Genomic DNA, 19,355 nt, shown 5'->3' on the forward strand with positions numbered 1-19,355 from the left:
CTACGGGCGGCCGGGCGGCTCATGGAGCGACCTCCACCATCTCGTCGCCCAGATAGGCCTCGACCACCTCGGCGTTGCGCACGACTTCTACAGGTGTGCCGTCTGCAATCTTGCGGCCCTGGTGCAGCACCAGCACGCGCTCGACGTACCTCAAGAGCGTGGTGACGGCATGCTCGATCCACACCACGGTGAGCCCGTGTTCGTCGCGCAATTTGCGGATGCGCCGCGCCATCGCATCGACTTCCGCTTCGGTCAGGCCCGCCGCCACTTCGTCGAGCAGCAGCACACGCGGCCGGGTGCCGAGCGCCATGCCGATCTCCAGCAGGCGCTGCTGCGACGGCGTCACCTCCGACGCCGGCCGGTCGGCGAGCGATGCGAGTGAGAGCATGTCGAGGATGTCGCGCTCGCTGCGCAACCCGGCGATGGGTTCGCGATGCCTTCCTGCGAACTCCATGCCGAAGCGCACGTTGTCGGTCAATGTCATGTCGCCCATCACGCGCGGCGTCTGGAAGGTGCGCGCGATGCCATGCGCCGCATAGCGGTGCGGGCCGCGTCCGGTGAGCTCGACGCCTTCGGCGAAGAGATGGCCGCCGGTCGGTGCGACGACGCCCGAGACCGCATTGAAGAAGGTGGTCTTGCCCGCGCCGTTCGGCCCGATGATGCCCACCAGCTCGCCCGCGTGCAGCTGCATGCTGACCGCATCGACGGCGGTGAGGCCGCCGAAGCGCACGGTGACCTCGCGGGCTTCGAGCAGGATCGGTGCCTCAGCCACGCCCGTTCCTTCGCACGCCGCTCTGCTGCCACAGCGAGGCGAGCCCGTTGGGCAGGTACATCACGCTGAGGATCAGCAGCAGCCCCAGCACCATCATGTAGCCGTAGGGCAGCTGCAGCCGCAGCGTTTCCGCCAGCAGGCTGAAGACGATCGCCGCGACTACCGGTCCGCCGATGCTCGCCGCGCCGCCGATGAGCGCGATCAGTACCGTCTGGAAGCCGATGAACGGGCTGAACACCGCGGGTGGCTCGATGTAGGTCCAGCGCACCGCCATCGCCGCACCGACCGCGCCGGCGAAGGCCGCGGTGAGCGCGAAGCCCGCGATCTTGATGCGCCGCGTGTCCACGCCGAGCGTCTGCGCGCGCTGCTCGTCGGCGCCGATGCCCGCGAGCGCGAGTCCGAAGCGGCTGCGCTTGACCACGATGGCCGTCGCGATCGCGCCGCCCGCGATCGCCAGCACCGTGAGATAGACCGTCTCGTTCGACGGCACCACCGCGAGCACGCGGCCCACGGTGCCGGAGACCTGCTTCTCGACGAAGGTCACCGCATGGCGGATCAGCTCGGTCATGCCGAAGGTCAGCACCGCGAAGTAGGTGCCGCGCAGATGCAGCACCGCGGAGCCCATCAGCAGCGCGACCACGCTCGCCACCAGCGCGCCGCAGAGGATGACGAGCGGCCACGGCAACACCTCGAGCAGCATCGCGCTCGCATAGGCGCCGAGCCCGAAGAAGGCCGAGGTCGCGAGCGACAGGTAGCGCGTGGCGCCGCAGAACAGCGACCAGCTCGTGGCGAGCGCGATGTACATGAGGCAGGACAGCGCCACCGAGGCCACGAACTCCGAGGCCACCCACGGCACGCAGGCCGCGAGCACGATGCCGATGCCCAGCGCGAGCCAGGGCCTGTTGGCGAGCTGCGCCTTCATCGCGAGAACAATCCGTTGGGCCGCCAGATCAGGACGCCGATGAAGACGGCGTACGACAGCAGCATCTTGAGGGAGGGGCTGGTGAAGTGCATCCCCAGCGCCTCGACCACGCCGAGCAGCAGGCCGCCGACGAGGCTGCCCGCGATGCTGCCGAAGCCGCCGAGCGTGATCACGATGAGCGCGGTCACGGTGTAGGGCGCACCCATCGAGGGCGAGATTTCATAGGTCATCGACAGCAGCCCGCCGGCCACGCCCGAGAGCCCGAGGCCGATGCCGAACATCAGCGGATGCAGGCGCCTGGTATTGATGCCCACGAGCTGCGCACCCACCGGCGACTGCATGAGCGCGCGCACCGCCTTGCCCAGCAGCGTGAGCTTGAGCAGCGCGATCAGCACCAAGCTCAACGCCAGCGCGACACCGAACAGCACCAGCTTGTTCGCAGTGAAGCGCAGGTCGGCGAACTGCACCGGCTCGGCGAGGTAGTCGTAGCCGCGCAGGTCGCCGCCCCAGATCAGGAGCGCGGCGTTCTGCACGAAGAACATCAGGCCGAAGCCGACCATCAGGCTGCGCGCCTCGAACACCTCCACATTGGGCGCACGCGCCGCGACCTGCCGGAAGCACAGCCGGTGCACCGCCATGCCGAGCACCATGAGCAGCGCGAAGGCCGCCGGCAGGAAGACCAGCGGCGAGACGCCCCACGCGCTATGCGCCCACCAGGTCAGGAAGGCGCCGAGCATCAGGAACTCGCCGTGCGAGATGTTCATGATGCGCATCAGGCCGTACTGCAGGTTGAGCCCGATCGCCACCAGCGCGTAGATGCCGCCCGTGATCAATCCGCCGGCCAGCAGCTCGGCCCACGCACTCCAGGACACGTTATTTCCAGGCCGGCTTGGGGGTCTCAAGTTTCGCGGTGGCGCGGTCCTTGGGCCAGACGACTTCGAACTCGCCCTTCTGCCACTGCGCGACGGTGCCGGGGATCGAGGCGTTCTCGCTGCCCTCGAAGCGGATCGGGCCGACGATGGTCTTGAACTCGTTCTTCGCGATCAGGTCGCGCAGCGCCTTGCGGTCGAGACCGACCTTGCCGACGGCCTGCTCCAGGATCTCCAGCCCGGCCCAGCAATGGCCGCTGGCCCAGCGGTCGGGTTCCTTGCCGAACTTCTTGGTATGCGCATCGAAGTAGGCCTTGGCCTCGGGGCTGGTCTTGGCGTTCCACGAGCCCATGCCGATCACGCCTTCGGCGTTCGCCTGCATGACGTTGGTGTAGAGCTGGAAGGCCGTGCCGACCGAGGCGTAGAAGAACTTCGGGTTGAAGCCGATCTCGCGCGACTGCTTGCTCACGAGCAGGGTGTCCGGCGGATAGGTGATGCCGATGAAGGCGTCGGGGTTCAGGTCCTTGATGGTGCGCAGCACCGGCGCGAGGTCCGTCACGCCCAGCGGATAGCTCTTGCGTTCGACCACCTGGATGCTGGTCTTCTTGAGCGCGGCATTGAGCGCGGCGAAGTTCTCCAGGCCGAACAGGTCGTCCATGTAGACGATCGCGACGGACTTCACGTTGTTGGCCACCAGCATGTCGACCAGCGCGCCCATCATCTTGTCCGGCTGCTGCAGCATCGAGAAGAAGTACGGCAGGCGCATGTCGATCAGCTTGCGCGACAGCGCGGTGGGCGCAAGCATCGGGTAGCCGAAGCGGTTGGCCAGCGGCGCGACGGCAAAGTTCGCGCCCGAGCCCCAGGGCGGCAGGATCAGGTCGACCTTGTCGCTGCCCATGAGCTTCTCGAAGGTGCGCACGCAGGTCTCGGTCTCGCTGCGGTCGTCGTAGCCGATCAGCTCGATGGGCCGCTTCGCGCCCTTCACCGACAGCCCGCCCGCGGCGTTGACCTGCTCGGCCCACAGCAGGTAGTTGGGCTCCTGGCTGACCTGTGCGCCGGCGGCCCACGGACCCGTTCGGGCGATGGCGTAGCCGACGCGCACCGGCGCCCCCTGCGCGAAGAGCTTCGGCGCGACGGCGGCGGCGCCGAGCGCGGTGGCGGTTCCCTGGATCCAGCGGCGGCGATTGGCGTTGTGAAGCATGCGGTCTCCTTTTCCGGCGCCCTGATGCGTCCGGTGCCGGCATCGTAGGAAGGCCGCCGGCCGCGCGCTGTGCCTTCTGCGCACAAAGCGCTTGTCGCAGCGTGCACGCCGCTAGTGGTTAACCCGAAAGCTTGGCAGCGATCCCCGCGCCGGACAATAGGCGGGCTTTCAAACGCTGACCCATGGCCGCCTCCTCACTCATGTCGACCGACGAAGTGCCCTCGCGCGAACGCGCGCCGGTGTGGCGCGACTGGGTGTGGCGCCATTTCGGCGGGCTCGAATCCGACCTGTACGGCGACACCGAATTCGAAGGCCATCTCGCCGCCTCGCACGCCGGCGACGTGATCCTGACCCGGCTCGAAGCCAACCGCCACCGCGTTCTGCGCACCCGTCAGATGGCGCGCACCAGCGAAGCCCCCTACCTGAAGATCGTCGCGCCGTGGCAAGGCTCGGCGGAAGTCGTCCAGTGCGGGCGGGCGGCGGCGGTGCGTGCCGGCGGCTGGACGCTCTACGACACCACCACCGACTACACCGTCGCCAATCCGGAGCGCAGCGACCACCTGATCGTGATGCTGCCCAAGGACCAGATCGCCGCCCCGGGCCTGCCGCTTCGCGACCTCGTGGCGCGGCGCATCGGCGGCGGCAGCGGCATCTCGCGCGTGGCGCTGGAGACCATGCGCAACACCTACCAGGAGCTGCCGTGCATGAGCGAAGCGGCGGCGCGCGGGGCGGGCGAACTGATCATCCAGCTCGTGCGGCTGTCGCTGATGGAGCTGGCCGGGCAGGACACGCCGCGCACCCAGCGCGAGGCCCTGAAGGACCGGATCCGCCGCCATGTGGCGCAGCATCTGCATGATCCGGCCCTGTCGATCGAAGCGATCGCGCAGGCGCTGCGGTGCAGCAAGCGGCATCTGCACAACGCCTTCGCGGGCGACGACGATACGCTGACCGGCTACATCCTCCAGCAGCGGCTCGCCGCCTGCATCCGCGACCTGCAGGACCCGGCAAATGCCGCGCGGTCGATCACCGACATCGCACTGGCCTCCGGCTTTTGCAACCTCTCGCATTTCAGCCGGGTGTTCCGCGAGCACACCGGCGGCAGCCCGAGCGAATTCAGGCAGCAGGCGAGGCGAGGCGCCTGACGCGTGGGCGTGCCGTCGGCGCATCACGCCTCTCGCGCCTTTCGCGCGGCCGATTGGGTGGCCGGCCTGTCGATCGCCGGCCTGCTGCTGCCCGAGGCCGTGGCCTATTCGGGCATTGCGGGGCTGCCGCCGCAGGCGGGCGTGATCGCGCTACTCGTGGGCCTCGTCATCTACGGCCTGCTCGGCAGCAGCCGCTTTGCGATCGTCTCGGCCACCTCTTCGTCCGCCGCCGTGCTGCTGGCGGCCACCACCTCGGCCGCGCAGGGCGATCTCGCGCTGCGGATCGCGCTCGGCACGGGCATCGTCGTGCTCGCCGGCGTGTTCTTCCTGATCGCCGCGGCGGCGCGGCTCGGCGCCGTGTCCAACCTGATCGCCAAGCCGGTGCTGCGCGGCTTCGCGCTGGGCCTGGCGCTGACCATCGTGGTCAAGCAGATGCCGAAGGTGGTCGACGTGCAGCCGGCGCACGGCGATTTCCTGCGCCTCACGTGGGAACTGGCCGCGAGCATCGGCCGGTGGAACTTCGCGGGCCTCGCGATGGCGGCGACCGGCGTGGCATTGCTGCAGGGCCTGGGCCGTTGGCGAGCGACCCGCGCCGTGCCGGCGGCGCTGCTGGTGATCGCGGCCGGCATCGCGCTCGACCTGGCCGGCGTGTGCCGGCAATGGGGCATCGACGCGGTGGGCCCTATCGAGATCCGCCTCACGGCCCCGAGCCTGCCGGAGCTTTCGCGCGAGCTGTGGCTGCGCATGGGCGAACTGGCCTTTGCGATGGCGCTGATCCTCTATGCGGAGTCGTACGGATCGATCCGCACTTTCGCTCTGCGGCATGGCGACAGCGTCTCGGCCAACCGCGATCTGATGGCGCTCGGCGCGGCCAATCTCGTCTCGGGCCTGTTCCAGGGCATGCCGGTCGGCGCGGGTTTTTCGGCCACCTCGGCCAACGAAGCCGCCGGCGCCCAGACCCGCGCGGCCGGATTGATCGCGGGCGGCGTGGTCCTGCTGGCGGCGATCGCGCTCTTGCCGTGGATCGCCCACACGCCCGAGCCGCTCTTGGCGGCCATCGTGATCCATGCGGTCGGCCACACGCTCAACCCCGGCAGCCTGCGACCCTATTTCTCGTGGCGACGCGACCGGCTGATCGCGCTCGTGGCCTTCGTCGCGGTGCTGCTGCTGGGCGTGCTGGACGGCCTTTTGGCCGCCATTGGCGTCAGCCTGTTGCTTCTGCTGCGGGGCATGTCGGCCGACCGCGTGAGCTGGCTCGGCCGGCTCGGCGACAGCCACGATTTCGTCGACATCGCGCGGCACCCCGAAGCGCGGGTGCCGCCCGGCATGCAGATCGCGCGGCCCGAGATGCCGCTCTTCTTCGGCAACGTCGAGCCGGTGTTCGCCAGGATCCAGTCGCAGCTGGAGCAGGCGCCGGACCTCCATCACGTGGTGCTGAGTCTCGAGGAATCGGCCGACCTCGACGGCACCAGCACCGAAGCGCTGTGCGACTTCGCGGCCCATGTCCGCCAGCGCGGCGCACAGCTGATTCTTGCCCGCGTGAAGGACTCGGTGCGCGACCTGCTCGCGAAGGTGCGGTCCGACGATCTGCCGCCCACCGCCTATGCGGCCTGGAGCGTCGACGACGCCGTGCAGCAGGCCGGCCAGCGCCAGCCCGCTGGGGCGGCAGACACGGTCAGGCCAGCGCGGCCGTGACGGCGAGCCCCGGCGCGGCGTTGCGCACCGAGAGCCGGCCGCCGTGCGCTTCGGCCACCAGCCGGCACAGGTACATGCCGAGCCCGACGCCGCCGGTCGCGCGCTGGCGTGCGCTGTCGGTGCGGTAGAAGGGCTCGGTCAGCCGGTCGAGCTGGGCCGCATCGACGCCCGGGCCGAAATCGCGCACCTCCATTTCGATGCCGCCCTGCCCCGCGCGGCGCAATGCCAGATGCGGCGGCTGCGGGCCTTCGGCGCCGTGGCGCAGGGCGTTGTCCAGCAGGTTGCGCACCAGGAGGCGGATGCGCGCGCGGTCCAGCGAGAGCGTCGGCAGATCGGTCGGCGCGTCGATGACGACCCGCTCCCCGCCCTCCAGCTCGCCCGCCACTTCGCGCACCAGCGCTGCGAGATCGACCGGCTCGCGATGCAGCGCTGCATGTGGACTGGCGAGCCGCTCGCTTTCGAGCAGGTCGCTGATCAGGTCGCGCATCTCCGCCAGATCGCGCAGCAGCGCGGCGCGCTCGGTCGCGCCTTCGGGCGTCGCCGGCAGCAGCTCGGCGTTGAGCCGCGCACGGGTGAGCGGCGAACGCAGCTCGTGACTGAGCGCCAGCAGCAAGGCCCGCTTGGCGTCGAGCATGCCCTGGATGTCGCGCGCCATGGTGTTGATGCGCGCCGCGAGATCGCCCAGTTCGTCGCGCCGCCGCAGCGGGATCGGCGCATCGAAGGCCCCGCGCCCGAAACGCTCGGCACCGGCGCGGATGTCGTCGAGCGGGCGCAGCAATCGGCGCACATAGGCATAGGCCAGCACGATCAAGCCCAGCAGCAGCGCGAGCGTGATCCAGCCGATGCCCTGCGGCTCGCGCTGCCAGGGCAGCGTGCCGAGCCCGAAGGTGACGCGGTGGCCGTCGGCGGTGGTGCGGCTGAGCCAGTCGCCGCGCGCGCCGTAGCCGTAGCCGTAGCGGCGGCGGTCCGGATGCGAATCCCAGTTCACCGCCGGTCCTTCGATGCGGATCGAGATCGGCAGGCGCGCGACCAGCGCCTTCGCGCGCTCGACGTCGGGCGGCGTGCCGAGGTCGGCCACGAGGCGGTCCAGGTAGTCGGTCACGATCGGCCGCGCGGCATCGCGCCAGCCGCCGGAGAAGGCGCGCTGCATGCCGCCGAGGAACACCGCCGTCATCGCCAGCGCGAGCAGCACGAAAACGGTGATGAGCCGCACGCGCAGCGAATGGCCCCAGCGATGGCGCCAGTGCGAAGGCCGGCCGTTGCTACGCCTCATGGCGCGCTCTTGCCCACGGCGAGCGTGTAGCCCGCGTTGCGCAGCGTCTTGATGCAGTCCAGCGGTTCGAGCTTCTTGCGCAGCCGGCTGACGACGATGTCGACTGCGCGCGTGTAGAGCTCGGCCTCGTGCCCGCGCAGGCGGTTGAGGATGTCGTCGCGGCTCCAGACCTTGCCGGGCTGGTCGGCCAGCAGCGCGAGCAGCTCGAACTCGGTGCCGGTCAGCTCGATGCGCTCGCCGTGGCGCAGGACTTCGCGCTTGTCGAGGTCGATCGAGAGGCCGTCGAAGTCCCGGCGCTGCGCCGGCGGTGCGGCCGGCGTGCTGCGCTGGCGCCGCAGGATGGTCTGCACCCGCGCCACCAGTTCGCGCGGCTCGAAGGGCTTGGGCAGGTAGTCGTCGGCGCCGAGCTCGAGGCCCACCACGCGGTCCATGACCTCGCCGCGTGCGGTCAGCATCACGATCGGGATGTCGCTTTCCTTGCGGATCTCGCGGCACAGCGCGAAGCCGTCCATCTCGGGCAGCATGACGTCGAGGATCGCGGCGTCATAGTGGCCGGCGCGCAGCTTCGCCAGGCCGTCGCTGGGGCGCGTGGTGCTCTCCAGCACGTAGTCGAAGCGCGCGAAGTAGCTCGCGAGCGGTGCGCCCAGGTGCTCGTCGTCGTCGATCAGCAGGATGCGTGGCATTCGGGCATTGTGCATACGCCGGTCGCGTTCACCAGGGATCGGCCGGCCCGATGCGCCCGAGGTGCGTGGCCGCGAAGCCCGAGCCGTATTTCAGTCCCAGGCCCAGCATGCGGTCGAAGCCGATGTGCGCGCACCAGATCAGGCCGACCGCGAGCGCGACCGGCAGACCGGCCACGGCGCCGAGCGCGAGCAGCGCCACCGGCAGGGCGTACGCGTGCGCGAGGTTGTAGATCGCCGCGCCGGTGCGCGGCCCTGCCAGGTAGCCGAGGACCGAGAGGTCGGGCACGAGGAACAGCGTGGCGAATGCGCCCCAACCTGCACCGAACTGCCCGTAGCCGGCGACCGAGGCGAGCAGCACGACGAGGCCTTCGAGGCGCAGCACCGTGCGGACGCCGCCGGAGACCGCGCCCTCTGCAGCGGCATCGGCCGCCTGCCGGCGGGTCGTCCACGCCGCCGGCCAGTTCCCGGCGCGCGGCACGCCCGATGAGTGCGAGACGTAGCTCATCCCCGGCCCCAGCGTCGGGCGCGGTCCATGAAGTCACGGACCTTCTGCTGCTGCGTCGGATTGAGGCTGTCGAAGAAGTCGGCCGCCGCGGCGATCACCTCGGGGCTGCCGGCCTGGATGGCGGCGGTCTTGTCCTCGACCAGTTTCTTCGCACGCTCCTGGTCGAGCTTGTCGCCGGCAAACAGGGCACGGAACTCGGCACGCGGATCGCCGCCGCCGCGCAGTGCCGCGCGCTGGGCCTGGATCTTCTCGCTCAGGGTCACGAGCTTGGCTTTCTGCGCGGCGTCGAGTTCGAGCTTGCTGCTCACGCGCTCGACCATGCGTGCGCGGAATTCGGCGCGGTCCTGCTCGGAGGCGTTGTGCCAGCCGCCGTGGCGATAGGCACCGCAACCGGTGAGGCTGCCGGCGACCAGCGCCGCACCGGCGAGGCCGAAGAGGGATCGTTTGAACCAGGGATTCATGAGCATCTTCCTTGCGTTGCGATCGGGGATCGATCGGAAGACTCCATGCTCGCGGCGAGCGGCCGCGAAGTCCTTTCGCGGCGGTTTCGCTGTGTTTCGTTTTATTGCGGCGCGGCGCTTCGGCGCCGATCTACCGGGCCAGCGCGGCCGCGGGATCCTCGGCCTCGACGACTTCGCGCGCCCAGGCTTCGAGCTTGCTGACGTCGGCGCGCAGCACCTCCTGCTTGACCGCCAGGATCTGCGAGGGATGCATCGAGAAGCTGCGCAGGCCCAGCCCGAGCAGCAGGCGGGTGAACATCACGTCGCCGGCCATTTCGCCGCAGACGCTCACGCCCTTGCCCTGGCGGCGGCACTCGGCAATGGTGTCGGCCACCAGCCTGAGCACCGCGGGGTGCGCGGGGTCGTAGAGGTGCGCCACCGATTCGTCGGCACGGTCGATCGCAAGCGTGTACTGGATCAGGTCGTTGGTGCCGATCGAGAGGAAGTCGAAGTACTTGAGGAAGGTGCGCAGCGTGAGTGCGGCCGCCGGGATCTCGATCATCGCGCCGACCTTCACGTGGCCATAGGCGACGCCGCGGTTGTCGAGTTCGGCGCGTGCGAAGTCGATGAGCGACAGCGTCTGCCGGATCTCGCTCACGTGCGCCAGCATCGGGATCAAGAGGTGGATCTCGCCGTGCGCCGCGGCGCGGAGGATGGCGCGCAGCTGCGTGAGGAACATCGCCGGATCGGCCAGGCTCCAGCGGATCGCGCGCAGGCCGAGCGCGGGGTTCAGATGGGCGTCGTCGCGCACCGACTTGCCGTCGAGCGGCTTGTCCGCCCCGACGTCGATGGTGCGGATCGTGACCGGCATGCCCTGCATGCCGTCGATCGCGCGCCGGTAGGCCCCGTACTGCTCCTCCTCGTCGGGCAGGCGCGTCTTGCGCTGCGACTCGCGCCCCATGAAGAGGAATTCGCTGCGGAACAGGCCGACGCCGACCGCGCCCGCCTTGACGGCGCCCAGCGTGTCCTCGGGCATCTCGATGTTGGCGAGCAGCTCGACGCGCTGGCCGTCGAGCGTGACAGCCGGCTTGTGCCGCAGCCGCGACAGCCGCCCGCGTTCGAGGTCGCCCTGGCGCTGCTTGAAGCCGTATTCGGCCAGGATGATCGGCGACGGATCGACGATCACCACGCCGGCATCGCCGTCGATGATGACCCAGTCGTCCTGCCGCACGAGCTGGCTCACGCTGCGCGCGCCGACCACGGCAGGGATGTCCATGCTGCGCGCGACGATCGCGGTGTGCGAGGTGCGGCCGCCGACGTCGGTCACGAAGCCGGCGAACACGCTCTTCTTGAACTGCAGCATGTCGGCCGGCGACAGGTCGTGCGCGATCAGCACCAGCGGCGCATCGAAGGCCTCGCCGGCGGTGGGATCGGCATGGTCCACGTCGTCGTTCTCGGCGGCGGCCCGCTTGCGCCGCGGCGGAGGCGGCGGCGCGAGGACCGCGGCGGTGCCCTTCATGCGGTGCAGCAGCCGCTCGACCACCTGCTCCAGGTCGGCCTTGCGCTCGCGCAGGTACTCGTCCTCCATCTCGTCGAACTGGCGGGCGACGATTTCGAGCTGGGTGGTGAGCGCCCATTCGGCGTTGTAGAGGCGCTCGACGATCCAGTGCTTGACGCCGGTGGTGAGCACCTCGTCCTGCAGCAGCATCAGGTGCACGTCGAGCAGCGCGGAGAGTTCGTGCGGCGCGTCGTTGGGCCCCATGAGCGCGACGCTGGCCTGCAGCTTCTGCAGTTCTTCGGTCACGCCGTTGCGGGCGACGCGCACGCGGTCGATCTCGGATTCGATCTCCTCGGGCTTGATGAAGTAGTGCGCGACGTCGATGCGGCTCGACACCACGAGCACCGCACGCCCGATGGCAATGCCACGGGCGACCGGAAGACCGTGGATAGCGAATGTCATGTCAGCACCTCACCGCCCCGCCGAGTCATCACTCTCCTTCGCCGAACTTGTCGTTCATGAGCGCAACGATGGCGTCCAGGGCCTCCTGCTCCTGATCGCCCTGGGTCTCGACCTCCACCGTCACGCCGAGGCCGGCGGCCAGCATCATCACGCCCATGATGCTCTTGGCATTCACGCGGCGCTCGCCGCGCGAGAGCCAGACGTCGCAGGGATAGCCCCCCGCGAGCTTGGTGAGTTTGGCCGAGGCGCGCGCATGCAGGCCCAGCTTATTGCTGATGGTCACGGATGTCTTGATCACTGTGCTTTCTTCTTGCCTGGTTCTGGGGTGCGGTCACCGCGACCTGCATCACGCCGGCGGTGCCGCCGGTGAGCGCGCGCTGCACCAGCGTATCGAGCGGCTCGTTGCGGTAGCTCACGGCGCGCAGCAGCATGGGCAGGTTGACGCCCGCCACGAGCCGCGAACGGACGCCGTCGACGAGCTTCTGGGCCACGTTGCAGGGCGTCGCGCCGAACACGTCGGCCAGCACGAGCACCTGCGAGCGCGGCGTCCGCTGGAGCTGCGCCAGCGTGATGCGCGCGGCCGCGAGGGTTTCGTCCGGCGAGACATTGGGCAGCACGTCGAGCGCCGCGATCGACGACTCGCAATCGGGAAACACATGCAGCGCGCATTGCCGCAGCGCATTCGCGAGCGGCACGTGGGCGATGATGAAGATGCTGTTCATGCGGGTCGATCTGCTGCCTGTCGATTATGCGGGGGCATCCAGGAAAGGAACTGCGCTCGCAGGGCTTGATTTTTCGCGCTCACGGGATGCGGAACCCTTCAAAGAACGTCGCCACGGCGTCCGCCGATGACGGCGCACCCGAGACGGTGGCCTGGTAGATCGACGCGCTGCCGTCCGGTCGGCGATGGGCAAACCACAGCACGTGGGCCGCTTCCGCCCCCTGCGTGTCGAGGCGCGCCGGCGCGGGCGAGGACGCGGCCCGGGCGAGGACCGCCGGCGACTCGACCACGGGCACGCCGGCCAGCTGGCCCCGCGTGGCCGCGTGCCAGGCGCGCAGCCAGAGCTCGGCCTGCTCGGCGCTCTCCGCCCGGGCGTGCGCGACCGCAAAGGTCGCGCCCCCGGCCTTGCAGCCGGCCATGTCGACCGGGATCGACGTGCTGCCGAGCGGCAGATCGCGCGTGGCGCGCTCGGGTTTGCACGGGAGCAGTGCGATCACGCCCGCGTCGCCGATGGGCACTTCACGCCAGTTGAAGGTGGGGCTGCAGGCGGCGAGAACGGCCGTCGCGGCGGCGAGCACGGCGCGGGCCAGGCGGTAGGCAAATGACATGGAGCGGTCATTATCGAACCCGCCGGCCGGCGCACGGCCGGGCTGCACATGACGGCAAGCGGAACTAAAATCGCGTCTGGACACCCTATCCGCCCACCATGAAGAAACTCATTCCCGCCGCCCTTCTGGGCCTTGCCCTGGCTGTCGGCGCGGGCGTCTACCTCGGCACCGGCGCTTCCGCGGCGCCGGCCTCGACCTTCGTGCTGCTCGACGGCACCAAGAAAACCACCGAGGACCTGAAGGGCAAGGTGACGCTGGTCAATTTCTGGGCAACGAGCTGCGTCACCTGCGTCGGGGAGATGCCCAAGGTGATCGCAACCTACGACAAGTACAAGAACCAGGGCTACGACACCCTGGCCGTCGCGATGAGCTACGACCCGCCGGCCTATGTCGTCAATTTCGCCGAGACGCGCAAGCTCCCGTTCAAGGTGGCGATCGACAACACCGGCGCGGTGGCCCAGGCCTGGGGCGACGTGAAGCTCACGCCGACCACCTACGTGGTCAACAAGCGCGGCGAGATCGTGAAGCGCTACGTCGGCGAGCCGGACTTCGCCGAACTGCACAAGCTGATCGAGAAGCTGCTCGCCGAGGCCTGAACCGGGCCTGGCGGCCCACGCAAGCAAGGCGCTGCCCGAGGCAGCGCTTTTTTTTCAGCGGTTACGAAAGTCGTCGTGGCACGCCTTGCAGGTCTTGCCCACGGGCCCATGCAGCTTCACCGCATGTGTGACAAGACGTTTCATCGCGAATCCCTCTCGCGGAGGCGTCGTGGGGCACGGTGCCGCGGGCGGGACTAGAGACAACCCGCAGGACGGCCCGCCGCCGAAGTTTGCTAATCTGCGCTTCCCGAGAGCCATGCGCCCACCGCCACCCATGACCGCCTCCCTCGAGCGCGCGCGACGCCATCCGGGAGCGTCGCTGCGCCTATGAGCCATTCGACGTCGCGTCCGCTCCCGCTGGCGGGCATGCCCGAGATCGTGCTGCTCACGCCCGACGAGGCGCACGAGCTCGACGCTGTCCGCGCCATCTTCCGCGACTACGCGGCCTCGCTGGACATCGATCTCTGTTTCCAGCATTTCGATGAAGAGCTCGCGGCCCTGCCGGGCGAATACGCCGAGCCGCGCGGCGCGCTGTTGCTGGCCCTGGTCAGCACCACGGATACGGCCGTGCTGGTGAAGGCCGAGCCCTTGCAGCGCGCCCAGGGGGGTCTTGCCCATGTCGCGGGCTGCTGTGCGCTGCGCCCGCTGGATTCAGCCGACTATCCCAACGCCGCGGAAATGAAGCGCCTCTATGTGCGGCCCGAATTTCGCGGGGTGGGACTCGGGCGGCAGTTGGCCGAAGCCATCCTGGATGCCGCGCGCGGCGCCGGCTATGCGTGCGTGCTGCTGGACACGCTCGACGACATGGAATCGGCGAGGGCACTCTACGAAGACCTGGGCTTCGTCGAAGTGCCCCCCTACTACCACAACCCGATTCCGGGGTCGCACTACCTCAAGGTGGAGCTTTAGCCCGAACTTTGAGCTGCGAATGAGCGCAACCCCTTGATCCTGCTGAGTTTGTTCAGCGAGGCTGGGTGGGCTTACTGGGTACAGGCGGGATTGACGGCGAGCAGCTTGAAGGCCTTGTCCTGCAGCGGCGTGGGCCGCGTGGTGATGACGATCTTGGCGTTCGGATTCAGGCTCGTGTGGGTGATGTTGTAGGCGAGCGTGGCCAGGTCCTGCAGCAGCGTGCGCAGGCTGTGCAGCGGCAATCCGTCGCTGGCGTGCTTCGATGTGTCCTTGTCGCGGGCGTGCTCGGAGCGCACCGCCTTGGCGACCGGAGAAGCCCGCTGGCCTTGGGCCTGCTCGAGGAACTCATCGTCGAACAGCATGGGCTTCAGGCGCTCGCGCAGGTGCCATTCGACGTAGTAGGCAAGCATGCACAGGAAGACATGCGCGCGAACACGCTCGGTGTTGTAGTGGAAGACCGGCCGCACATGCAGGTCCACCGTCTTCATCGAGCGGAACGCGCGCTCCACCTGGGCCAGGCTCTTGTAGGCGGCCACCGCCGAGGTGGCATCAAGCTGCTTGGCGCTCAAGCTGGTGCGGATCACGTACAGCCCGTCCAGCGCGGTCTCGGCTGCGATCGAGTCGGCCTTGCGCCGGAATGCGAAGGTCGTCTCGGTGATCGTGAGCTCGAAGTGCTTGGCCACGTTGAAGCGGTCGATGAGGCGCCCCACGCGCAACGCGATGGCCTGCTCGCCGCGCAGCGGCTGGCGCGCACGCTGCGTGGCCGCGGTGATCTTGCCCAGATCGGCCTCGGTGGCCGCCAGCAACTCGGCGCGCTTGCGTGAGCGCTCGGCCGCCAGAAGCGGGTTGCGGCACACCACGAGCCGCTCGCCGGGAAAGTGCTCGCTGCTGACTTCGATGAGATTGCGCTCATCGAACAGCGACGGCTGGAAGGGCCCGAGCTCGGCGGCCAGCTGCGCGATTTGCGGCGCGCGCAGACTGCTGATCCAGTCCATGCCCTGCGGCTTGAGCACCTGCTCGATGCGTGCCGAGGTCAGCATCCCGCGATCGCCCACCCACGTGATGCGTTCGATGCCAAAGCGCTGCTTGAGCTTGGCCACCTGCTCGGCCACCGTGGCCGGGTCGCCCGTGTTGCCGGCGAACACTTCGACGGCGATCGGGCAACCATCGGCGGCGCAGACCAGCCCGAACACGATCTGTGGATCGTCGCGCTTGCCGTCGCGCGAGTGGCCGCGCGCGGCCAGCTCGCAGCAACGCCCCGTCAGCCAGGTCGAGGTGAGGTCGTACAGCACCAACGTGCTGCCGGCCAGATGCTTGCGCGCCAGTCGTCGCTCGATCGCCGGCTGCGCGCCGTGCAGCCAGTCCAGCGCACGGTACAGATCATCGGCGCTGCACTGGCCCACGCCCAGCACGCGGCCCAGCGAGTGGGTGGCGGTGTCGTCGTGCAACATGCGATGCGTCGCGAGCTTGGAGCCGGGCGTGAGCACGCGCGCCACGAGCATGGCCAGCAACAGTGCGCGCAGGTCCTCGGGCGCACTGGCAAACCAGGCCGGCGCGTCGCATTGGCGCGCGGCCGCCAGCACGGCGGCCACATGGCCGTGGGGCAGGCTGCGCTCGATGCTGAAGACCTCCTGCGCGTCGGGCACGGCCACGCCCCCGCGCAGCAACACCTTCAAGCCCTCTATGACCTCCGCACTCAGGCTCGACAGATTGGCCAGCGTGCGCTTGCGCACCTTGCCGTCTTCGCGATAGGACTCGCGCAACAGGATCGCGGGGGGTGAGTCGCGGTTGGGGACGGCCTCGATGTACATGGCTTCATGTATGGATCACGAATCGAGGAAATTCAAGTACAAAAATATCAATTTACATGGCTACATATTTGCACACAAAAATAGCCGAAACCCGCGCCACGCTTGGGCTCCGGCTACTTCATGTGCTCAAAGTTCGGTTTAGCTCAGCCCTTGGCCTGAGCGAGCAGGGTGTCGGCGTCGCTGACCTCGAACTTGCCGGGCGCCTCGACGTTCAGCGAAGCCACCTTGCCGTCCTTCACGAGCATCGAATAGCGGTTGCTGCGGATGCCCATGCCGCGCGCGGTCAGGTCCAGCGTCAGGCCGGTGGCATTCGCGAAGGCTGCGCTGCCGTCGGCCAGCATGCGAACCTTGCCGGAGGTCTTCTGGTCGCGGGCCCACGCGCCCATGACGAAGGCGTCGTTGACGCTGACGCACCAGATCTCGTCCACGCCGGCGGCCTTGAAATCGTCGAAATGCTGCACGTAGCCCGGGACGTGCTTGGCGGAGCAGGTGGGCGTGAACGCGCCCGGCAGCGCGAACAGCGCAATGGTCTTGCCGGCGGTCGCCTTGGCCACGTCGACAGCATTCGGGCCGATGCTGCAGCCCTCGCCTTCAACCTCCGAATACTCCTGCAGCGTTGCCGAGGGAAGGGTGTCGCCAACTTTGATCATCTGAAATGCTCCTCAAAAAAGAAAAACGGCCCACATTGTGGGCCGCTTTTGCGTTGGCTGCTTCGCCGGGATCAGACCAGGGCGGCCTTCTCGACCAGGCGGGTCACAACCCAGTTCTTCGACTTCGAGATCGGACGGCTTTCCGTGATCTCGATGATGTCGCCGAGCTTGTACTCGCCCTTTTCGTCATGGGCGTGGTACTTGCTCGTCTTGGCGACGATCTTGCCGTAGAGCTCGTGCTTCACGCGACGCTCGACCAGAACGGTCACGGTCTTCGCGCGCTTGTCGCTGACCACCTTGCCGATCAAGGTGCGCTTGAGGGACTTTTTAGCTTCCGTCATGGTCACTCCTTACTTGGCGGCTTCTTGCTGCTTCTGCGCAAGAATGGTCTTCGCACGCGCGATGTCACGGCGGGTGACGCGCAGCGTAGCGGTGTTCGACAGTTGTTGCGTGGCCTTCTGCATGCGCAGGCCGAAGTGGGCCTTCTGCAGATCCTTGATTTCGGCTTGCAGGCCGGCAACGTCCTTGTTGCGCAGCTCGGCAGCCTTCGACGTCTTGGCGTTTGCCGCGGCGTCCTTCTTCTTACGAATTGCCATGGTGTTCTCCTCGATCAGGCGCCGAGCTGGCGTGCGACGAAGGTCGTGCGCAGCGGGAGCTTGGCAGCGGCCAGACGGAAGGCCTCGCGAGCGAGTTCTTCGGGAACGCCGACGATCTCGTAGATCACCTTGCCGGGCTGGATTTCGGCGACGTAGTACTCGGGGTTGCCCTTGCCGTTACCCATCCGCACTTCTGCGGGCTTGTGGGAGATCGGCTTGTCGGGGAACACGCGAATCCAGATACGGCCACCGCGCTTGACGTGGCGCGAGATCGCGCGACGTGCGGCTTCGATCTGGCGCGCCGTCAGGCGGCCGCGGTCGATCGACTTCAGGCCGAAGTCACCGAACGACACCGCGTTGCCGCGGGTCGCGATGCCGGTGTTGCGGCCCTTTTGTTCCTTGCGGAACTTTCTGCGTGCAGGTTGCAGCATGTTTGTTACTCCGTAGTTCTAAGACCGATCACTCGGTCTTGGCACCGTCCGCTGCTGCAGCGGGCGCGGCTTTGCGGACGCGCTTAACGGCGGGTTTCGAGTCTGCACCACCGGCTTCTGCCGGCTTGTCGCTGCCATCGGCCGGAGCGGCGTTGCCGCCGACCGGACCACGGGCACCGCGGGGACCGCGGCGGTCGGAACCGGGACGGTCGCCACCGGGGCGGCCATCGCGGCGCGGGCCACGCGGACGGCGCTCTTCTTCGGGACGCGGCGTCTCGACGACCGGCAGGTCGTTGCGACCCAGCGTGTCGCCCTTGTAGACCCAGACCTTGACGCCGATGACGCCGTAGGTGGTCTTGGCTTCCGAGGTGCCGTAGTCGATGTCGGCGCGCAGCGTGTGGAGCGGCACGCGACCTTCGCGGTACCACTCGGTACGGGCGATTTCGATGCCGTTCAGACGACCGGCCGACATGATCTTGATGCCCTGGGCACCCAGACGCATGGCGTTCTGCATCGCACGCTTCATGGCGCGGCGGAACATGATCCGCTTCTCGAGCTGCTGCGTGATGCTGTCGGCGATCAGCTGCGCATCGATTTCGGGCTTGCGCACTTCTTCGATGTTGACCGCGACCGGAACGCCGAGCTGCTTGCCCAGCTCGCGCTTGAGGTTTTCGATGTCCTCGCCCTTCTTGCCGATCACGACGCCCGGACGTGCCGAGTAGATCGTGATGCGTGCGTTCTTGGCGGGGCGCTCGATCAGCACGCGCGACACGGACGCGTTCTTGAGCTTCTTCTTCAGGTACTCGCGCACCTTGATGTCTTCGGCCAGCATGCCGGCGAAGTCGCGGTTGCTTGCGTACCAGCGGCTGGACCAGTTACGGCTGACCGCGAGGCGGAAGCCGGTTGGGTGGATTTTCTGTCCCATGTTTCTTCCAGGCCTGTTAGTTGCCAACCGTCACGTACACATGGCACGTGGGCTTGCTGATGCGATTGCCGCGACCCTTGGCGCGCGCGGTGAAGCGCTTGAGCGTGGCGCCTTGCTCGACGTAGATGGTCTTGACCTTCAGTTCGTCGATGTCGGCACCGTCGTTGTGCTCGGCGTTGGCGATGGCCGACTCGAGCACCTTCTTCACGATCACAGCGGCCTTCTTCTGCGTGAATTGCAGGATGTTGAGGGCTTGATCGACCTTCTTGCCGCGGATCAGGTCGGCGACCAGACGGCCCTTATCGACCGAAAGGCGGACGCCGCGGAGGACTGCACGTGTTTCAGACATGGTCGTTCCTTACTTCTTCTGGACTTTCTTGTCCGCGGGGTGGCCCTTGAACGTGCGCGTGAGCGCAAATTCGCCGAGCTTGTGGCCGACCATCTGGTCGGTGATGTACACAGGCACGTGCTGCTTGCCGTTGTGCACGGCAATGGTCAGGCCGATGAACTCGGGCAGGACCATCGAGCGACGCGACCAGGTCTTGATCGGCTTCTTGTCCTTGGTCGTCACGGCCTTGTCGGCCTTCGCCAGCAGGTGGTGGTCGACGAACGGACCCTTCTTGAGAGAGCGAGTCATTTGCTATCC

Annotated in this window: 24 protein-coding genes; 4 read left to right on the top strand and 20 right to left on the bottom strand. The window is 68.2% G+C overall.

Translation table 11 applies throughout. From position 1 onward, the window contains the following. Nucleotides 1-19 precede the first annotated feature (19 nt). From VAR608DRAFT_RS15945 to VAR608DRAFT_RS15960, 4 genes are read right to left on the bottom strand one after another with little or no spacing between them, the layout of a single operon-like run. On the bottom strand, nucleotides 20-772 hold the full coding sequence (locus VAR608DRAFT_RS15945) for an ABC transporter ATP-binding protein (protein ID WP_088954941.1): 753 nt from the start codon (nucleotides 770-772) through the stop codon (nucleotides 20-22). After that, the gene (locus VAR608DRAFT_RS15950; RefSeq protein ID WP_088954942.1) at nucleotides 765-1,694 is read right to left on the bottom strand and encodes a branched-chain amino acid ABC transporter permease; all 930 of its coding nucleotides are present in this window, start codon (nucleotides 1,692-1,694) and stop codon (nucleotides 765-767) included. Before VAR608DRAFT_RS15950 ends, VAR608DRAFT_RS15945 begins: the two co-directional genes overlap by 8 nt. Then, nucleotides 1,691-2,566 (bottom strand): branched-chain amino acid ABC transporter permease, encoded by an 876-nt coding sequence (locus tag VAR608DRAFT_RS15955; RefSeq protein ID WP_088954943.1) that lies wholly within the window; start codon nucleotides 2,564-2,566, stop codon nucleotides 1,691-1,693. The genes VAR608DRAFT_RS15950 and VAR608DRAFT_RS15955 overlap by 4 nt, the downstream gene beginning before the upstream one ends. 1 nt (nucleotide 2,567) lies before the next feature. Beyond that, the gene (locus VAR608DRAFT_RS15960) at nucleotides 2,568-3,764 is read right to left on the bottom strand and encodes an amino acid ABC transporter substrate-binding protein (RefSeq protein WP_088954944.1); all 1,197 of its coding nucleotides are present in this window, start codon (nucleotides 3,762-3,764) and stop codon (nucleotides 2,568-2,570) included. A 182-nt stretch (nucleotides 3,765-3,946) separates the two neighbouring features. Here VAR608DRAFT_RS15960 and VAR608DRAFT_RS15965 point away from each other — a divergent pair, with 182 nt between their 5' ends. Further along, nucleotides 3,947-4,906, top strand: coding sequence for a helix-turn-helix domain-containing protein (locus VAR608DRAFT_RS15965; protein WP_088954945.1), 960 nt, complete (start codon nucleotides 3,947-3,949; stop codon nucleotides 4,904-4,906). 3 nt (nucleotides 4,907-4,909) lie between these two features. After that, entirely contained in the window at nucleotides 4,910-6,601 is a 1,692-nt protein-coding gene (locus VAR608DRAFT_RS15970; RefSeq protein WP_231973533.1) for a SulP family inorganic anion transporter, read from the top strand. On the opposite strand, the gene VAR608DRAFT_RS15975 is transcribed toward VAR608DRAFT_RS15970, so the two are convergent. The 8 genes from VAR608DRAFT_RS15975 to VAR608DRAFT_RS16010 form a co-directional block, all read right to left on the bottom strand. After that, the gene (locus VAR608DRAFT_RS15975; protein ID WP_172843857.1) at nucleotides 6,582-7,874 is read right to left on the bottom strand and encodes a HAMP domain-containing sensor histidine kinase; all 1,293 of its coding nucleotides are present in this window, start codon (nucleotides 7,872-7,874) and stop codon (nucleotides 6,582-6,584) included. The genes VAR608DRAFT_RS15970 and VAR608DRAFT_RS15975 overlap by 20 nt on opposite strands. Continuing rightward, complete coding sequence (locus VAR608DRAFT_RS15980; protein WP_172843858.1) at nucleotides 7,871-8,557, bottom strand: response regulator transcription factor; 687 nt, start codon at nucleotides 8,555-8,557, stop codon at nucleotides 7,871-7,873. Before VAR608DRAFT_RS15980 ends, VAR608DRAFT_RS15975 begins: the two co-directional genes overlap by 4 nt. Nucleotides 8,558-8,585: 28 nt before the next feature. Beyond that, a complete protein-coding gene (locus VAR608DRAFT_RS15985) occupies nucleotides 8,586-9,062 on the bottom strand; it encodes a DUF4260 domain-containing protein (RefSeq protein ID WP_088954947.1) in 477 nt (158 codons plus the stop codon). Further along, nucleotides 9,059-9,523: a Spy/CpxP family protein refolding chaperone gene (locus VAR608DRAFT_RS15990; protein WP_088954948.1), complete on the bottom strand. Its 465-nt coding sequence runs from the start codon at nucleotides 9,521-9,523 to the stop codon at nucleotides 9,059-9,061. The genes VAR608DRAFT_RS15985 and VAR608DRAFT_RS15990 overlap by 4 nt, the downstream gene beginning before the upstream one ends. A gap of 130 nt (nucleotides 9,524-9,653) precedes the next feature. Beyond that, the gene (gene ptsP, locus VAR608DRAFT_RS15995; protein WP_088954949.1) at nucleotides 9,654-11,462 is read right to left on the bottom strand and encodes a phosphoenolpyruvate--protein phosphotransferase; all 1,809 of its coding nucleotides are present in this window, start codon (nucleotides 11,460-11,462) and stop codon (nucleotides 9,654-9,656) included. Between the two features lie 28 nt (nucleotides 11,463-11,490). Beyond that, nucleotides 11,491-11,760, bottom strand: coding sequence for an HPr family phosphocarrier protein (locus VAR608DRAFT_RS16000; RefSeq protein ID WP_088954950.1), 270 nt, complete (start codon nucleotides 11,758-11,760; stop codon nucleotides 11,491-11,493). Continuing rightward, nucleotides 11,729-12,184: a PTS sugar transporter subunit IIA gene (locus tag VAR608DRAFT_RS16005; protein ID WP_088954951.1), complete on the bottom strand. Its 456-nt coding sequence runs from the start codon at nucleotides 12,182-12,184 to the stop codon at nucleotides 11,729-11,731. Before VAR608DRAFT_RS16005 ends, VAR608DRAFT_RS16000 begins: the two co-directional genes overlap by 32 nt. Before the next feature lie 79 nt (nucleotides 12,185-12,263). After that, the gene (locus VAR608DRAFT_RS16010; protein ID WP_088954952.1) at nucleotides 12,264-12,791 is read right to left on the bottom strand and encodes a hypothetical protein; all 528 of its coding nucleotides are present in this window, start codon (nucleotides 12,789-12,791) and stop codon (nucleotides 12,264-12,266) included. Between the two features lie 98 nt (nucleotides 12,792-12,889). On the opposite strand from VAR608DRAFT_RS16010, the gene VAR608DRAFT_RS16015 reads away from it, so the two are divergent. Continuing rightward, complete coding sequence (locus VAR608DRAFT_RS16015; RefSeq protein ID WP_088954953.1) at nucleotides 12,890-13,387, top strand: TlpA disulfide reductase family protein; 498 nt, start codon at nucleotides 12,890-12,892, stop codon at nucleotides 13,385-13,387. A 327-nt stretch (nucleotides 13,388-13,714) separates the two neighbouring features. Then, nucleotides 13,715-14,296, top strand: coding sequence for a GNAT family N-acetyltransferase (locus VAR608DRAFT_RS16020; protein ID WP_088954954.1), 582 nt, complete (start codon nucleotides 13,715-13,717; stop codon nucleotides 14,294-14,296). A 71-nt stretch (nucleotides 14,297-14,367) separates the two neighbouring features. Here the strand turns inward: VAR608DRAFT_RS16020 and VAR608DRAFT_RS16025 are convergent, their stop codons facing one another. From VAR608DRAFT_RS16025 to rpsS, 8 genes are all read right to left on the bottom strand, one after another. Then, on the bottom strand, nucleotides 14,368-16,107 hold the full coding sequence (locus VAR608DRAFT_RS16025; RefSeq protein WP_088954955.1) for an IS1634 family transposase: 1,740 nt from the start codon (nucleotides 16,105-16,107) through the stop codon (nucleotides 14,368-14,370). A gap of 143 nt (nucleotides 16,108-16,250) precedes the next feature. Beyond that, entirely contained in the window at nucleotides 16,251-16,757 is a 507-nt protein-coding gene (locus VAR608DRAFT_RS16030; RefSeq protein WP_088954956.1) for a peroxiredoxin, read from the bottom strand. A gap of 71 nt (nucleotides 16,758-16,828) precedes the next feature. Next, entirely contained in the window at nucleotides 16,829-17,098 is a 270-nt protein-coding gene (rpsQ, locus tag VAR608DRAFT_RS16035) for a 30S ribosomal protein S17 (protein WP_088954957.1), read from the bottom strand. Between the two features lie 9 nt (nucleotides 17,099-17,107). Further along, complete coding sequence (rpmC, locus tag VAR608DRAFT_RS16040; RefSeq protein WP_088954958.1) at nucleotides 17,108-17,353, bottom strand: 50S ribosomal protein L29; 246 nt, start codon at nucleotides 17,351-17,353, stop codon at nucleotides 17,108-17,110. A 14-nt stretch (nucleotides 17,354-17,367) separates the two neighbouring features. After that, on the bottom strand, nucleotides 17,368-17,784 hold the full coding sequence (gene rplP, locus VAR608DRAFT_RS16045; protein WP_028250943.1) for a 50S ribosomal protein L16: 417 nt from the start codon (nucleotides 17,782-17,784) through the stop codon (nucleotides 17,368-17,370). A 28-nt stretch (nucleotides 17,785-17,812) separates the two neighbouring features. After that, entirely contained in the window at nucleotides 17,813-18,709 is an 897-nt protein-coding gene (rpsC, locus tag VAR608DRAFT_RS16050; RefSeq protein WP_088954959.1) for a 30S ribosomal protein S3, read from the bottom strand. A 16-nt stretch (nucleotides 18,710-18,725) separates the two neighbouring features. Next, nucleotides 18,726-19,058, bottom strand: coding sequence for a 50S ribosomal protein L22 (rplV, locus tag VAR608DRAFT_RS16055; RefSeq protein ID WP_019657678.1), 333 nt, complete (start codon nucleotides 19,056-19,058; stop codon nucleotides 18,726-18,728). Between the two features lie 9 nt (nucleotides 19,059-19,067). Continuing rightward, nucleotides 19,068-19,346: a 30S ribosomal protein S19 gene (gene rpsS, locus VAR608DRAFT_RS16060; RefSeq protein WP_068640579.1), complete on the bottom strand. Its 279-nt coding sequence runs from the start codon at nucleotides 19,344-19,346 to the stop codon at nucleotides 19,068-19,070. Nucleotides 19,347-19,355: the final 9 nt, after the last annotated feature.

Origin of the sequence: Variovorax sp. HW608, assembly GCF_900090195.1 — a bacterium.
GTDB lineage: Bacteria > Pseudomonadota > Gammaproteobacteria > Burkholderiales > Burkholderiaceae_C > Variovorax.

Bases quoted from the DNA above. Each gene is read 5' to 3' on its own strand.
- VAR608DRAFT_RS15950 (WP_088954942.1), bottom strand. From the start codon at position 1,694: ATGAAGGCGCAGCTCGCCAACAGGCCCTGGCTCGCGCTGGGCATCGGC.
- VAR608DRAFT_RS15960 (WP_088954944.1), bottom strand. From the start codon at position 3,764: ATGCTTCACAACGCCAATCGCCGCCGCTGGATCCAGGGAACCGCCACC.
- VAR608DRAFT_RS15965 (WP_088954945.1), top strand. From the start codon at position 3,947: ATGGCCGCCTCCTCACTCATGTCGACCGACGAAGTGCCCTCGCGCGAA.
- VAR608DRAFT_RS15975 (WP_172843857.1), bottom strand. From the start codon at position 7,874: ATGAGGCGTAGCAACGGCCGGCCTTCGCACTGGCGCCATCGCTGGGGC.
- VAR608DRAFT_RS15980 (WP_172843858.1), bottom strand. From the start codon at position 8,557: ATGCCACGCATCCTGCTGATCGACGACGACGAGCACCTGGGCGCACCG.
- VAR608DRAFT_RS15985 (WP_088954947.1), bottom strand. From the start codon at position 9,062: ATGAGCTACGTCTCGCACTCATCGGGCGTGCCGCGCGCCGGGAACTGG.
- VAR608DRAFT_RS15990 (WP_088954948.1), bottom strand. From the start codon at position 9,523: ATGAATCCCTGGTTCAAACGATCCCTCTTCGGCCTCGCCGGTGCGGCG.
- ptsP (WP_088954949.1), bottom strand. From the start codon at position 11,462: ATGACATTCGCTATCCACGGTCTTCCGGTCGCCCGTGGCATTGCCATC.
- VAR608DRAFT_RS16005 (WP_088954951.1), bottom strand. From the start codon at position 12,184: ATGAACAGCATCTTCATCATCGCCCACGTGCCGCTCGCGAATGCGCTG.
- VAR608DRAFT_RS16010 (WP_088954952.1), bottom strand. From the start codon at position 12,791: ATGTCATTTGCCTACCGCCTGGCCCGCGCCGTGCTCGCCGCCGCGACG.
- VAR608DRAFT_RS16015 (WP_088954953.1), top strand. From the start codon at position 12,890: ATGAAGAAACTCATTCCCGCCGCCCTTCTGGGCCTTGCCCTGGCTGTC.
- VAR608DRAFT_RS16020 (WP_088954954.1), top strand. From the start codon at position 13,715: ATGAGCCATTCGACGTCGCGTCCGCTCCCGCTGGCGGGCATGCCCGAG.
- VAR608DRAFT_RS16025 (WP_088954955.1), bottom strand. From the start codon at position 16,107: ATGTACATCGAGGCCGTCCCCAACCGCGACTCACCCCCCGCGATCCTG.
- VAR608DRAFT_RS16030 (WP_088954956.1), bottom strand. From the start codon at position 16,757: ATGATCAAAGTTGGCGACACCCTTCCCTCGGCAACGCTGCAGGAGTAT.
- rpsQ (WP_088954957.1), bottom strand. From the start codon at position 17,098: ATGACGGAAGCTAAAAAGTCCCTCAAGCGCACCTTGATCGGCAAGGTG.
- rpmC (WP_088954958.1), bottom strand. From the start codon at position 17,353: ATGGCAATTCGTAAGAAGAAGGACGCCGCGGCAAACGCCAAGACGTCG.
- rplP (WP_028250943.1), bottom strand. From the start codon at position 17,784: ATGCTGCAACCTGCACGCAGAAAGTTCCGCAAGGAACAAAAGGGCCGC.
- rpsC (WP_088954959.1), bottom strand. From the start codon at position 18,709: ATGGGACAGAAAATCCACCCAACCGGCTTCCGCCTCGCGGTCAGCCGT.
- rplV (WP_019657678.1), bottom strand. From the start codon at position 19,058: ATGTCTGAAACACGTGCAGTCCTCCGCGGCGTCCGCCTTTCGGTCGAT.
- rpsS (WP_068640579.1), bottom strand. From the start codon at position 19,346: ATGACTCGCTCTCTCAAGAAGGGTCCGTTCGTCGACCACCACCTGCTG.